Annotated in this window: 13 protein-coding genes and 2 riboswitches; of the genes, 2 read left to right on the plus strand and 11 right to left on the minus strand. The window is 67.7% G+C overall.

Annotated features, from left to right (window positions below; genetic code table 11):
• Nucleotides 1-6: 6 nt before the first annotated feature.
• Entirely contained in the window at nt 7-2355 is a 2349-nt protein-coding gene (locus tag A3M7_RS50150; protein WP_027549006.1) for a TonB-dependent siderophore receptor, read from the minus strand.
• A 112-nt stretch (nt 2356-2467) separates the two neighbouring features.
• Nucleotides 2468-2670, minus strand: a riboswitch (cobalamin riboswitch).
• A gap of 72 nt (nt 2671-2742) precedes the next feature.
• Between A3M7_RS50150 and A3M7_RS0140470 the strand changes: the two genes are divergently transcribed.
• On the plus strand, nt 2743-3315 hold the full coding sequence (locus A3M7_RS0140470) for a histidine phosphatase family protein (protein WP_027549007.1): 573 nt from the start codon (nt 2743-2745) through the stop codon (nt 3313-3315).
• A gap of 6 nt (nt 3316-3321) precedes the next feature.
• Here A3M7_RS0140470 and cobT read toward each other — a convergent pair whose 3' ends face one another.
• The 8 genes from cobT to A3M7_RS0140510 form a co-directional block, all read right to left on the minus strand.
• The gene (gene cobT / locus A3M7_RS0140475) at nt 3322-4374 is read right to left on the minus strand and encodes a nicotinate-nucleotide--dimethylbenzimidazole phosphoribosyltransferase (protein WP_027549008.1); all 1053 of its coding nucleotides are present in this window, start codon (nt 4372-4374) and stop codon (nt 3322-3324) included.
• Nucleotides 4375-4384: 10 nt separating this feature from the next.
• On the minus strand, nt 4385-5134 hold the full coding sequence (cobF, locus tag A3M7_RS0140480) for a precorrin-6A synthase (deacetylating) (RefSeq protein ID WP_027549009.1): 750 nt from the start codon (nt 5132-5134) through the stop codon (nt 4385-4387).
• Nucleotides 5135-5174: 40 nt separating this feature from the next.
• Nucleotides 5175-5852: an energy-coupling factor ABC transporter permease gene (locus tag A3M7_RS0140485; protein ID WP_027549010.1), complete on the minus strand. Its 678-nt coding sequence runs from the start codon at nt 5850-5852 to the stop codon at nt 5175-5177.
• 36 nt (nt 5853-5888) lie between these two features.
• A riboswitch (cobalamin riboswitch) is annotated at nt 5889-6107 on the minus strand.
• A 45-nt stretch (nt 6108-6152) separates the two neighbouring features.
• Nucleotides 6153-6884 (minus strand): uroporphyrinogen-III C-methyltransferase, encoded by a 732-nt coding sequence (cobA, locus tag A3M7_RS0140490; protein WP_027549011.1) that lies wholly within the window; start codon nt 6882-6884, stop codon nt 6153-6155.
• The gene (locus A3M7_RS0140495) at nt 6881-8191 is read right to left on the minus strand and encodes a cobyrinate a,c-diamide synthase (RefSeq protein ID WP_027549012.1); all 1311 of its coding nucleotides are present in this window, start codon (nt 8189-8191) and stop codon (nt 6881-6883) included. Before A3M7_RS0140495 ends, cobA begins: the two co-directional genes overlap by 4 nt.
• Nucleotides 8191-8973 carry a precorrin-4 C(11)-methyltransferase gene (gene cobM / locus A3M7_RS0140500; RefSeq protein WP_027549013.1) on the minus strand — a complete coding sequence of 261 codons (783 nt, stop codon included), beginning with the start codon at nt 8971-8973 and terminating at the stop codon, nt 8191-8193. The genes A3M7_RS0140495 and cobM overlap by 1 nt, the downstream gene beginning before the upstream one ends.
• Nucleotides 8970-9338, minus strand: coding sequence for a cobalamin biosynthesis protein (locus A3M7_RS0140505; RefSeq protein WP_027549014.1), 369 nt, complete (start codon nt 9336-9338; stop codon nt 8970-8972). The genes cobM and A3M7_RS0140505 overlap by 4 nt, the downstream gene beginning before the upstream one ends.
• On the minus strand, nt 9335-10516 hold the full coding sequence (locus A3M7_RS0140510) for a bifunctional cobalt-precorrin-7 (C(5))-methyltransferase/cobalt-precorrin-6B (C(15))-methyltransferase (protein ID WP_027549015.1): 1182 nt from the start codon (nt 10514-10516) through the stop codon (nt 9335-9337). The genes A3M7_RS0140505 and A3M7_RS0140510 overlap by 4 nt, the downstream gene beginning before the upstream one ends.
• Here A3M7_RS0140510 and A3M7_RS0140515 point away from each other — a divergent pair.
• Complete coding sequence (locus tag A3M7_RS0140515) at nt 10515-11261, plus strand: cobalt-precorrin-6A reductase (protein ID WP_027549016.1); 747 nt, start codon at nt 10515-10517, stop codon at nt 11259-11261. The two genes, A3M7_RS0140510 and A3M7_RS0140515, sit on opposite strands and share 2 nt — an antisense overlap.
• Here the strand turns inward: A3M7_RS0140515 and cobJ are convergent.
• Entirely contained in the window at nt 11237-11971 is a 735-nt protein-coding gene (gene cobJ / locus A3M7_RS0140520; protein WP_027549017.1) for a precorrin-3B C(17)-methyltransferase, read from the minus strand. The two genes, A3M7_RS0140515 and cobJ, sit on opposite strands and share 25 nt — an antisense overlap.
• Entirely contained in the window at nt 11968-12699 is a 732-nt protein-coding gene (locus A3M7_RS0140525) for a precorrin-2 C(20)-methyltransferase (RefSeq protein ID WP_027549018.1), read from the minus strand. The genes cobJ and A3M7_RS0140525 overlap by 4 nt, the downstream gene beginning before the upstream one ends.
• Between the last annotated feature and the right edge of the window lies 1 nt (nt 12700).

A 12700-nucleotide genomic window follows, 5' to 3' on the forward strand; every position in this document is an offset into this window, starting at 1 on the left:
AGTGCCCTACCATTTGAACGCCGCCGAGATCTCGTAGGTGCGCGGCGCGCCCAGGAGGATCTGGTCGGGATAGAACGGATCGCCCCAGATCGCGTAGCGCTTGTCGGTGAAGTTGCGTACCCGGAAGGTCAGGCGAGCCTGGTCGACGGCATTGAAGACCGCCTTGGGGATGTCGACGAAGGCGTAGACGTCGCCGACCGTGTAGGCGTTCATCGTCACCGTGTTGGCGTCGGTGTTGTAGCGGTCGCCGACGTGGCGGCCGACAATGCCGAGCTCCACCGGCCACGGCGTGAAGAACCGGTACGACGCACCAGCATTCGCGACGATGCGCGGCACGTTCGGCGGCGTGTTGCCCGAGAACGAGCCGCCGACGAAATTGTAGTCGGCATAGCGCGCATCGACATAGGCGATGTTGCCCCACAGCCGCAGCGGCTCGATCGGCCGCACCGAGGCGGCGAGCTCGACGCCCTTCGACTCCTGCCGTCCCGCAATATTGAGCGCCTGCCCGCCGGCCGCCGCATAGACGTTCTTGCGCTGGATATCATAGGCCGAGAACGACCACTCCGCCCGGTTGTCCCAGAACAGGTGCTTGACGCCGGTCTCGTAGGTGCGCGACGTCGTCAGGTCCAGCGGCTGGGTCGGCAACAGCAGGAAGATGTTGTTGGCGGATACATCGGCGCCGGTGGCGTACTGGCTGAAGAAGGTCAGCCCGGGCACGGCCTCCCAGGTGTAGCCGATGCGCCCCGTCACCGGGGCCCAGCCCTTGGTGTACGGAAAACCCGCCTTCTCCAGCCCGGTCTTGTCGGTCCAATTGCGATCGAGCCCGATATGCTCGACGCGGAGGCCTCCGATCAGCGCAAAGGTCCGGGTCAGCTTCAGCCGGTCCTCGAACGACAGCGCCTCGTTGTCGATCCGTGCGGTCTGCCGCTGGATCTCGAGCGAGCCATAAAAGCCGCGGTCGGGATTGACCAGCGAGACGGAGTCACCGGGGAAATTCGCTGCACCCGGCCGAACGAAATCGAGATAACTCGACGACAGCGTCGTGACCAGCCGGTTGTCGAAGCCTGCAATGTTCGTATCCCAGATCAGGTCGGTGATGTTGCCGACCAGCCGCTGGCTGTGCGCGACATAGAAGCGCTCGCGATCGACCAGGTTCGTACCGGAGTTGAACGCCTCGATCTCGTTGTTGAACCAGCTGCGCTCGGCGCCGTAACCATAGGCCTGGCTCTTCAGCGTCAGGTCGGGCGCCAGCTTCAGCTCGAAACCGCCGCGCAGCCAGACCTCCTGCGCCACGTTTCGGTTGTCGAGGACGTTGTAGTTGGTGTTGAAGGTGCGGTCGTCGATCGTGACAGCCCCGAGGTCGGTCCTGTTGAAGTAGTTGCCGGAGACAATCCCTGTCGTCGCGTGCGAGCCGCTGAAGGCAATCGGCACCAGCGGCGCGCCCCAATAGGCCTTTCCGCGATCCTCACGGTACTCGATCGCGCCCCAGACCTTGAGGCTGTCGGAGACGCGGTAGTTGAGCTGGCCGGAGACGTCGAGCGTCTTGGTGTTGGTGTCGTCGACAAAACCGTTGAGCGAGGAGCGGCTGATGTCGAAGCGGTAGTCGAGGCCCTGAACGTTGGTGCTGCCACCCGAGCCGTAATGGGTACGGAACGAGTTCAGGGAGTCGTACGAGAAGTCCGCCTCGTTGCGGATCGCTCCGGTGTGCGGCTGCTTGGTGACGAAGTTGATCGCGCCGCCGGCGGCGCCCTCGCCCGAGATCAGCGAGGCCGGGCCTTTGAGGAATTCCACGGCCTCCAGATTGGCCGTGTCCATGATCCGCGAGGTCATGTTCTGCGGGCCGATCTTGATGCCGTTGTAGAGCGTGTTGATCTGGCTGTTGGTGAAGCCGCGCATCGAGAAGCCTGCCGGCTCCCCCGGAGCGTCGCCGGAGGTGACACCGACCGCACCTTGGGCGACCTCGGACACGGTGCGATAGCCCTGCTCGCGCATGGTCGCGGCCGAGATCACCTCGACGGTCGCGGGCGTCTCGCGCACGGTGAGGCCGAGACGCGAGGCACTCTCGGCCACCGCGTTGCTGTTGAGCGGCGTGGGCGCCGCCGCCGCCGGCACGGCAGGCTTGGGGGTTGCGGATGCGGCCGCTGGCCGGCGCGGCGTTGCGCGACGCGCACTCTGCGCGTCCCGGCCAGCCGGCTTGGCCTGCTTGCGGGATTGGTTGGGCGACACCTCGACGGGTGGCAGCGGTTCGCGGACCTGCTGCGCCAGCGCGGCAGGCAGATCAGCGACTGTAAACGACGTGAAGGCAGCGGAGGCGAGCAGGAAACGGCGCGATCGTCCAAGACGAATAGAAGACACAGTGGGACCTCGGTATGACGTCAGTGGCACGTCACAGCGAACGAGGTCTCACCCTTGGCTTGTCAGCCGTCCGATGAAGCCGAATGTCTGTACTCCCCGACCGACATCTTCGCGTGTGACCACGGCTGACGGCAGGTCTCCTGGCTCGCGGGTCATCACCACTTCGTCGCCTTCCCGGGACCGAGGACCCAGTGGCGTCTGACGAAGGATTATCCGCTTACAGTTGCGGGGGCAGCCGCGGCGTTGGGGAAACATCCCCGCACCGCATTCCCTTTTCATCCCCTCTCGGGGGAAACCGTCGCGAGCATCTAGGATTACGATCGAGACAGAGTCAATGTACCAGTTGCGGCGTTATTGCCACAGCGACCAACTTCCTTGGAGAGAAGCATGGAAGGCGAGACCTTCCTCTGGCTGATCCGTCATGCGCCCGTCGATGGCATCAAAGGGACGATCCACGCGCCGGACGCGCCCGCCGATCTCGGCGATCGCACGCGACTGGAAGCGCTGCGGCAGCGCCTGCCGCGGGACTCTGCGAGCTATGCCAGCCCGTCGCGGCGCACGGTCGAGACCGCGCGCGCGCTGGGGCTCGAACCGGAGCTGGTGGGCGAGTTCAGCGAGCAGGATTTCGGCGATTGGACCGGCCGGCGGCACGACGACCTCGCCGCAATGGGCGGCGATGCCTACGCGCAATTCTGGGGCGATCCGGCGCGCGCACGACCACCGGGAGGTGAAAGCTTTGAGGACCAGGTCGCGCGCGTCCGACATGGGCTGTCACGGATCGAAGCTGGACCCGCAACGCTCGTCGTGCATTCCGGCACGATCCGCGCCGCGCTGTGCATCGCGCTGGATCTTGCGCCGCAAGCCGCGCTGCGCTTCGTGATCGATCCGCTGTCGCTGACCCGGATCGACCGGCTCGCGACCGGCTGGCGCGTCGCGTCGGTCAATCAGCGCATAGCGTGAGCCGGATCAGGCCGGGCGATCCGGCACATTGGCCTGCGCGAAGGTCGCCATGCCGTTGTGAAGGCTGCAGGCGAGCCGCACCAGCGGCAGCGCGATGGCGGCGCCCGATCCCTCCCCGAGCCTGAGATCGAGGCTGATCAGCGGCTGCACGTTCAGGGCGCGCAGCACCAGACGATGCCCCTGCTCCGCCGATTGATGCGAGGGCAGCAGGAACGGCTGGCACGACGGATTGAGCCGCACGGCCGCCAGCGCCGCGACCGACACGATGAAGCCGTCGATCAATACGGGGATGCGGGCTTGCGCGGCCGCAATGATGGCGCCGCAGATGGCGGCGATCTCGAGGCCGCCGACGGCGCACAGGATTTTTTCGGGCGGCGCACCCGCAACGGAGTGACGCGCAATCGCGGCATCGATCACGCGCGCCTTGTGCGCACGGCCGGCGGCATCGATACCGGTGCCGCTGCCGGCGATCTCCTCGGCGTTCACGCCGAGCAGGCTCGCCGCGATCGCCGCCGAGGTCGTGGTGTTGCCGATGCCCATCTCGCCGAAGATCAGAAGATCGGGCTGGCTGGCTTCCGCGCGCGCGACGGCGCGCTGGCCGGCTTCGAACGCGAAGGCCAGCTCGGACGGTGCGAGCGCAGCCTCGACACTGAAATCGCGTGTGCCGCTGCGCGGCTTGTCGATGACGATGCCCGCTACCGCCTCCGGCGCCAACGTGCCGGCGTCAACCACCTCTAGGCTCGAACCAAGCTCCCGCGCCAGCACCGAGATCGCAGCGCCACCGGAGGCGAAATTCGCCATCATCGCGATGGTCACTCCTTGCGGATAGGCCGACACGCCTTGCGCGACGATGCCGTGATCGCCGGCGAAAATGATGATCGGCACGCGTGCCGCGCGCGGCTGCTTGGTCGCTTGCAGGCCCGCGAGCTCGATCGCGAGCTGCTCGAGCCGGCCGAGCGCGCCGGTCGGCTTCGTCAGTTGCGCCTGCCGCGCGATCGCCGCCTCGCGATGGACCGCGGAGATTTCGGGGCATTTTTGGGTGACCCAGTCGGGGAGCATGCTGCCTCGCTTACGGCCTGCGCTTGAGAATGTAGCTGTCCATGATCCATCCATGCCGCTCGCGCGCCTGCTGCCGCAACGCGGCGATGCGCGGCCCCACCTCGGCAAGCGCGCCGGACATGACGATCTGATCGGGCATGCCGAGATAAGCGCCCCACCAGATGTCGAGCCCGGCCGGATCGAGCGACTGGAACGCCGTGCCGCCATCGAGCATCACGACCACGGTGTCGACGCCTTGCGGCCAGCCGCCCTCGCGCAAGCGCCGTCCCGTCGTGACCAGAAAGGGCTCGCCGATGTCGTTGAGCGGCAGCGCATGCGCCGCGCACAGCGCCTGGATCGACGTGATTCCGGGGATGACCTCGATATCAGGCAAGGGATCGAGCCGGCGCGCGATGCGCAGCGAGGAATCGTAGAGCGAAGGATCGCCCCAGATCAGCAGCGCGACCTTGCCGTCACCTTCGAGATGGCTTGCGATTGTCCGCGACCACGTCGCGGCGACCGCATCGTGCCAATCGCCCACACCCTTGCGATAGTCCACTTCACCGGCGTCGCGCACGGGAAGATCGAACTCGGCGATGCGCGTCTTGTCGCTGGTGAGCACATCCGCGCAGATCGTTCGCCTGAGATCGGCGAGATCGGATTTCGCCGTTCCCTTGCGCGGGATCAGGATGAGATCGGCCGCGTTGATGGCTTGAACGGCGGCGCGCGTGAGCTGCTCGGGATCACCGCAACCGATGCCTATCAGGGAGAGCGTGAGCATCGCGCGTGTGGGGGCGGCCATCGCGGCCGCCCCTTGTCTCTTAAGCCGCGTTGTGCAGGCGCGGCGTGACGAGGCCGGGCGCGGTGACGCCGCGCAGCGATTTTGCCAGCGCCAGCACGGCGAGATCGGCCAGCGGCTCGATCACGATGACGAGCGCGTAGGAGGCCGCAAAGGTCGCGATGTTGACGAGGTTGGTCGCGCCAAAGCCGGAACCATAGAGCGCCCAGAACGCGACCCAGGCGATGACGCCGGCCTGATAGGTCGTCGAAAGCGCCAGCGCCTGGCGATACTTGAGATCGACATAGGCGGTGTTGCGGGCAATGATCCGTCCGGCGATCGCCTGGATCGCGAACAGCGGCACCAGCAGCGTGGTGACGTTCATGCCGTATTGCGGCAGGTCCGGCGGCTCGAAGAACACACCCTGGAACAGCAGGCCGAACGCAAGGCCGAAGGCCGCCGGCGCTGCCCCGAACAGCAGGAACAGGGTCGAGCCAAGGATGAAGTGCACCTCGGACACGCCGACCGGGAAGTGCGGCAGGATCTCGAAGAAGACGAACACGAGGCCCGTGGTGGCGAGCGTCCGCGCCGCGAACGACGTGATGCCCTGCTCGCGCACGGTCTCGACCGCGAGCTTCAACGCAACGCCGCCGACGGCGATGCCGGTTGCGTAACTCAACACGAGCTTGGCGCCCGATACGACTCCGGGTTCGATATGCATGGTTCAGTTCCTTCCTGCCGTCACACCCGACGGCCTTGGCCACAAAACATGCACGGCCGGTCTCCTGGCTCGCGGTTCACTGGGGTTCTCCGGCCTTCCCGAACCTTGCGGCCCAGTGGCTGATCGGAGCCCCTCACCGCTTACAGTCGCGGGGGCGGCTGGGGTTTTGGGCGGCGCAACTATCCGCCCACCCCCATTCCCGATTATGCTCCGGCGGTCTGCACCGCATCGAGCACCATGCCCGTCCTGTGTGCCCCTTTCGCCAGCCGGGCGTCAAGGGCTGACGGGTGATTGAGACCATCATGACGGGTATTCTCCCGCCAGTGCGCCGAACAGGATCACGGCGGCCGTCGAAGCCGCCCCGCCCCGCGCAAGCTGCTCGGCAAGCTCGACAATGGTGGTGCGGACCAGCCGCTCGTCGGGCCGGCCGAGGGATTCGGCGAACAGCGCCGGGGTGGTCGGCGCGAGGCCGTGCGCGATCAACTTTGCGGCAAGGGCCGGAAAGGTGCGGCGGCCCATATAGACCACGGTCGTCGCCTCCGGGTCGGCCAGCGCCGCCCAGTTCAGGTTTTGCGGCAACTCTCCGGTGACGTCGGCCCCGGTCACGAACTGCACCCGGCGCGAGGTGTGGCGCCGGGTCAGGGGTATGCCGGCTTGCGCAGCCGCCACGCAGGCCGAAGTGACGCCGGGAACGATCTCATAGCCGATGCCGGCTTCGCGCAGCGTTTCGAGCTCCTCCTCGAGCCGGCCAAAGATGCCGGCATCGCCGGACTTCAACCGCACCACGCGCGCGCCAGTCGCGGCGTAGTCGACCAGCAGGCGGTTGACGTGATGCTGCTTGGTCGAGGGCCGCCCGGCCCGCTTCCCGACCGCAACGAGATTGGCGCCGGGACGGGCGAGGTCGAGGATCGCGCCCGAGGCGAGGTCGTCAAAGAGCACGACATCGGCCTCGCGCAGCCGGGCGGCACCCCTGAGCGTGAGAAGCTCGGGGTCGCCGGGACCGGCGGAGATGAAGGAGACAAAACCGCTCACCGGTCCTCCGCGATCAGATGGAAGAACGTGCCGGTGGTATTGCCCCGGCGCGAACCGGTCTCGGCGATGACCGCACCGGTCGCATCGTGCACGACCGCGAGCGGCGTGTCGGGCTGGGCAAGGATGGTCGAATAGTGGAACTCATGGCCGCGCAGGCGTGCGCCGGCGCGATGTCCCGGCATCGGCGCGGCGAGTTCGGCGAGACGATAGCCCAGATGCATGCGGCGCTTGGCAAAGCTGGTCTCCAGGCCGAGCAGGCCCGCCATCTCATGGCAGACACCGTCGGCGTCGGTCAAAGCGGTTCCCAGCACCATATAGCCTCCGCATTCACCGTGCACCGGTCGTGTCTCGGCGAAGGCGCGCAAGCCGCTGCGAAAGCGCGCGTTGGCCGCGATCTTCCCGGCATGAAGCTCGGGATAGCCGCCGGGCAGCCAGCAGACATCGGCGCTCGCATCGGGCGCTTCATCGGCAAGCGGCGAGAAGGTCGAGATGTCGGCGCCCGCCGCGCGCCAGGCTTCCAGCATATGCGGGTAGACGAAGGAGAACGCGGCATCGCGGGCAAGTGCAATGCGCTGCCCGGGAGGCGTCACGTTCAGACCGTTCGCCGCGGATTGCGGCGACCAGCTGGCTGCCGATCGCAGCACCGCATCGAGATCGACATGCTCGGCGACGAAGCGCGCAGCCTCGTCGATCAGCTTGCCGATCTCGGCCTGCTCCTCGGCCTGCACCAGGCCGAGATGCCGCTTCGGCAGGTTGATCTCGGCATGGCGCGGCAGCGCGCCGAACACGGCGATGCCGGCGTCGTTAAGCGCACGCCGTACGAGGTCTTCATGGCGCTGGCTGGCGACCCGGTTGAGCACGACGCCGGCAAGGTGCACGCCAGGGCGGTAGTCGCGGAGACCCGCGGCGATCGCCGCCGCGGTCTGCGCCTGTCCCGAAGGATCGATCACCAGCAGCACCGGCCAGCCCAGCATCTCCGCAATGTCGGCGGTGGCGCCGGTACCCGAGACGCCACGCGCGGCGACGCCGTCGAACAGACCCATCGAACCTTCTGCGAGGACAATGTCAGCGTCCGCGCCACGGCCGACGAGATGGCTGATCGTCGCGCGATCCATCGCCCAGCTATCGACATTGACGGAGGCGCGGCCCGTAGCGGCGGCGTGGAAGGCGGGATCGATATAATCGGGCCCGCTCTTGAAGCACTGCACGTTCAATCCGCGATTGCGCCAGGCGCGCGCGAGCGCCAGCGTCAGCGTTGTCTTGCCGACACCGGAGGCAGGCGCGGAGATGACGAGCCCTGCCGGCATCAGGAGGCCTCCGGAAAGCGCGGCTCGGCGCCGACCGGCCGATAGCGGCGATCGTAGTCGGCGGCATAGAGACGGCTCTCGTCGAAATCAGCCGAGCCCAATGTCTTGCCAACCAGAATGAGCGCGGTGCGCTCCATCTCACTGCCGACAGCCGCATCGAGCGTCGCAAGCGTGGCGCGGACGATGCGTTGGTCCGGCCAGCTCGCGCGCCAGACCACGGCGACCGGGCAGTCCGCGCCGTAGTGAGGCAGGAGCTCCGCAATCACCCGGTCGAGCAGATGGATCGAAAGGTGGATGGCAAGTACCGCGCCGGTGGCGGCGAAGGCGGCGAGATTCTCGCCTTCGGGCATCGCGCTGGCGCGGCCTGGCGTACGCGTCAGCACGACGGTCTGTGCGAGCCCCGGCAAAGTCAGCTCCGCTTCGAGAGCTGCCGCGGCGGCGGAGAAGGACGGAACGCCGGGCGTCACGGTGAAGGGAATGCCGAGTGCACGGAGACGACGAAGCTGCTCGCCCATCGCCGACCAGATCGAGAGATCGCCGGAATGCAGGCGTGCGACGTCCTTGCCGTCGGCATGCGCGGCGGCGATCTCCGCGATGATCTCGTCGAGCGACAACGGTGCCGTGTTGACGATGCGCGCGCCCGCCGGGCAATGCGCCAGCACACCCTCAGGCACCAGCGAGCCGGCATAAAGGCAAACCGGACAGGCGGCGATCAGGTCGCGTCCGCGCAACGTCAGCAGATCGGGAGCGCCCGGCCCGGCGCCGATGAAATGCACCGTCATGCGCCGTCTCCTTCCGCGATCGCAGCCGTCGCGGTGCGATCCTGCGAGACCGCCCGGGTCGCAATCAATCGCGCACGAGGGCCAGCTGCGGCAAGGGCCGCGGCTTCGGCGACCGATCCCGTGCCGAATTTTTCCGTGATGAGCTTTGACTGCGTCGGCGTGTCGATGCCGGCAAGCACATCGGGCGGCACCGCCTTGATCGGCACGCCGCATTCGCGCGCGAGCTGCTTCAGCGCCTCCGCGTCAGCCTTGTCGCTGACGGTCGCCACTGCCGTAAGGCCTTCAGCGCCGCCGGCCGCCAGCAGTGCCTCACGCAACGAGGCCAGGGTGACATCCTGCCTGAATCCGAGCCCGGCGACCTTCATCGCACCGCGCTCCACTGCACCACGGGACGCGCCGCCTCCCAGGATCGGTAGCGGCCGAGCGGGCCGGCGTGGGCGATCTCGACCCGCATCAACTCGCCGCCGTGGCGCTGGTGCAGTTCGCTCAGCAGCGCTTCCGTCTCCAGCGTCACCGCATGCGCAACGAGCCGTGTGCCCGGCGCAAGGAGTGGCCATATGACGTCGAACATCGCGCTATCGAGACCACCGCCAATGAAGACGGCATCCGGCGCGTCCAGCCCAGCGAGAGCTTCGGGCGCACGGCCCGTGACAACAGCGATCCGATGCGCCAATCCGAACGCCGACGCATTGCTGCGGATATTCGCGGCACGATCCTCGCGCATCTCGATCGCCGTCGCTGTCCCGCCGCAGAGCACCCACTCGACCGAGATCGAACCCGAGCCGGCGCCGATGTCCCACAACCGTTCGCCCGGGCGCGGTGCCAGCGCCGAAATCGCGAGCGCTCGTACCGGCCGCTTGGTGATCTGGCCGTCATGGGCAAAGAGATCGTCTGAAAGTCCTGCGCTGTGGGGAATGCCCTGCGCTCCCCTCGCCTCCACGGCCACCGCGACCAGGTTTCCGGCGAGATCGCCGGCAACGCCATCGGCACGATGTTCCGCAATGCTTTCGCGCGGTCCGCCCAGCGCGACGAGCGTCCAGAATGCCGAGGCGCCCCATCCGCGCTCGCTCAGCCACTTTGCGAGGTCTCCCGCGGCATTGCCATCTCGCACGAGGCAAATGATGCGCGCGCCAGGTGCAAGGTGTGGCACGAGGCGCTCGAAGGGCGCAGCATGCAGACCGAGACAGGCAACGGCTTCGAGGCGCCAGCCGAGCCGCGCGGCGACAAGCGAGAATGTCGACGGCGCCGAATGTGCGACCCACTCGCCCGCCTCGAGCTTCTCGGCAAGGCTTGCGCCGGCGCCGTGCCAGAACGGATCACCGGAGGCGAGCACCACCGTCGGCCGGCCGCGGCAGCCGAGCACGACCTCCGCATCGAACGGCACCGGCCACGGATGGCCGCGCCCGGTCACGCCCGCGAGCGCGAGGTGCCGCTCGCCGCCGAAGACGGTTTCGGCTTCACGCAGCGCCTTTCGGCTTGCCTCGGACAGCCCGGCAAGGCCATCTTCGCCGATACCGATGATGGTCAGCCAGGGATCAGCCATGACACGCGCCCTCATTCTGGGCGGAACGAGCGATGCGAGCCAGCTTGCGGCGGAGATCGCGCGCGCCGGGCTTGATGCCGTCTATTCCTATGGCGGCCGCACCCGTGCGCCTGCCGAGCAGCCGCTGCCGACCCGTATCGGCGGCTTCGGCGGCGTGAGCGGGCTCGCCGACTACATGCGCCGCGAAGGCATCACGCATGTGATCGACGCGACGCATCCCTTTGCCGCCGAGATGAGCCGCAACGCCGTCGAGGCGTGCGCGGAAACGGGCACGCCGTTGATCGCGCTCGAGCGCACCACCTGGGCCAAGGCGCCCGGTGACAACTGGATCGAGGTCGCCGACGTCAATGCAGCGGTCGCCGCTTTGCCCGACTTGCCGGCAAAAGTCTTTCTTGCCATCGGCCGCCAGCACATCGCGCCGTTCGCGGCCAAGCCGCAGCACGCCTACACGCTGCGCTTCGTCGATCCACCCGAAGCGCCGCTGCCCTTCCCGGCTGACGTGATCGTGTCGCGCGGACCGTTCACACTCGATGGCGAGCTGAACATGCTGCGCACGCGCGGCATCATGTCGATCGTCGCCCGCAATTCCGGTGGCGATGGCGCACGCGCCAAGATCGACGCGGCCCGCACGCTCGGCCTGCCCGTGATCATGATCGCGCGGCCGGAGTTGCCCGGGCGCCAGCGGGTCGAGAGGGTGGCCGAGATCATGCAGTGGCTCGGTCATCGCACCTGCCTCGGCGCATAGACCCAGCGGCCGACACGGCGCGTCTGCGAGTTGCCGACGATCACCAGCGTGCGCATGTCGGCCATCTCGGGCCGCGCCGCGTTGAGCGTGACGGTCTCGATCTTCTCATCGGATGCGCTGACCGCGCGCGCAAAGATCACGAGCCGCTCGCCGCAGCCGGCATCCTTCAGCACCGCGAGCGCGCGGCCAAATCCTTCCGGCCGGCTCGCCGAGCGCGGATTGTATAGCGCGATGGCAAAATCGGCGTCCGCAGCCAGCCGCAGGCGCTTCTCGATCAGCGCCCATGGCTTGAGATTGTCGGAGAGATTGATCGCGCAGAAATCATGGCCGAGCGGCGCGCCGGCTCGCGCGGCCGCCGCCAGCATCGCAGTGATGCCGGGCAGCACGCGGATCGGGAGTTCGCGATATTGCGGCGCCAGTTCGAGCGCCTCGAACACGGCCGACGCCATCGCGAACACGCCGGGATCGCCGGAGGAGACGACGACGACCTGCCCGCCTTCGGCGGCCAGTCGCAACGCCTCGTGCGCGCGTTGCAGTTCCTCGCGGTTGTCGGATGGATGCAGCGTGAGCCCCGGCCGCGGCGGCACGCGCGCGACATAGGGCGCGTAGCCCAGAATATCCGTCGCGGAGGCCAGTGCGGCGGAGACCTCGGGCGTCACCAGCGCGTCACTGCCCGGTCCGAGGCCGGCGATGGTCAGCGTGCCCGTCATTCGGCGGCGTCCAGATGCCGGCCCTTGCCGTGCACGAGCACGATCGCGAAATAGGGGCAGTCGGCGGCATCGATCTCGGCGAGCCGCGCGACGCGCTCGCCCGGCATGGTGCCGCGCTCGACCAGCCAGGCATCGTCGAGCCGGCCGGCGGAAGCGAGCGCGCGGCGCACTTTCGCAAGATTGCGGCCGGTCTTCATGACGACCAGCGCATCGGAATCGCGCATGCGCCGTTCGAGCTCGTCCTCGGCCAAGGTGCCCATCAGCACCGTCGTCACGTCGTCGCCGAGCGCGATCGGCTGTCCCACGGCATTCCAGCATCCGACCATGCCGGGAATGCCGGCGATCACGTCGATCTCGACGCGTCCCTGCAGGCGCGTGTGCAGATGCATGAAGGAGCCGTAGAAATAGGGATCGCCTTCGCAGAGCACGACCACGTCGACCGCGCGCGCCAGCCGCGCCAGGCGCTCGGCCCATTCGTCGTAGAAGCTCGCGAGCAGCTGGACATATTCGGCGCTGTCGAAAGCAATCTCGGTCGTAACCGGGTATTCCATGGGATATTCGGTGACGCCGCCGGCGAGCATGCCCTCGACGATACGGCGCGCCTGGCCCAGCCGGCCCTTCTTGCGGAAATAGGCCACGTGCTGTGCGCCGCGCACGGTGCGATCGGCGCGTACGCTCATCATATCGGGATCACCGGGGCCGAGACCGCAGCAGATGATGCGTCCCATT

It is taken from the genome of Bradyrhizobium sp. WSM2254, assembly GCF_000472645.1.
Classification (GTDB): domain Bacteria; phylum Pseudomonadota; class Alphaproteobacteria; order Rhizobiales; family Xanthobacteraceae; genus Bradyrhizobium; species Bradyrhizobium niftali.

Bases quoted from the DNA above. Each gene is read 5' to 3' on its own strand.
- A3M7_RS0140470 (WP_027549007.1), top strand. From the start codon at position 2,743: ATGGAAGGCGAGACCTTCCTCTGGCTGATCCGTCATGCGCCCGTCGAT.
- cobT (WP_027549008.1), bottom strand. From the start codon at position 4,374: ATGCTCCCCGACTGGGTCACCCAAAAATGCCCCGAAATCTCCGCGGTC.
- cobF (WP_027549009.1), bottom strand. From the start codon at position 5,134: ATGCTCACGCTCTCCCTGATAGGCATCGGTTGCGGTGATCCCGAGCAG.
- A3M7_RS0140485 (WP_027549010.1), bottom strand. From the start codon at position 5,852: ATGCATATCGAACCCGGAGTCGTATCGGGCGCCAAGCTCGTGTTGAGT.
- A3M7_RS0140495 (WP_027549012.1), bottom strand. From the start codon at position 8,191: ATGCCGGCAGGGCTCGTCATCTCCGCGCCTGCCTCCGGTGTCGGCAAG.
- cobM (WP_027549013.1), bottom strand. From the start codon at position 8,973: ATGACGGTGCATTTCATCGGCGCCGGGCCGGGCGCTCCCGATCTGCTG.
- A3M7_RS0140505 (WP_027549014.1), bottom strand. From the start codon at position 9,338: ATGAAGGTCGCCGGGCTCGGATTCAGGCAGGATGTCACCCTGGCCTCG.
- A3M7_RS0140515 (WP_027549016.1), top strand. From the start codon at position 10,515: ATGACACGCGCCCTCATTCTGGGCGGAACGAGCGATGCGAGCCAGCTT.
- A3M7_RS0140510 (WP_027549015.1), bottom strand. From the start codon at position 10,516: ATGGCTGATCCCTGGCTGACCATCATCGGTATCGGCGAAGATGGCCTT.
- cobJ (WP_027549017.1), bottom strand. From the start codon at position 11,971: ATGACGGGCACGCTGACCATCGCCGGCCTCGGACCGGGCAGTGACGCG.
- A3M7_RS0140525 (WP_027549018.1), bottom strand. From the start codon at position 12,699: ATGGGACGCATCATCTGCTGCGGTCTCGGCCCCGGTGATCCCGATATG.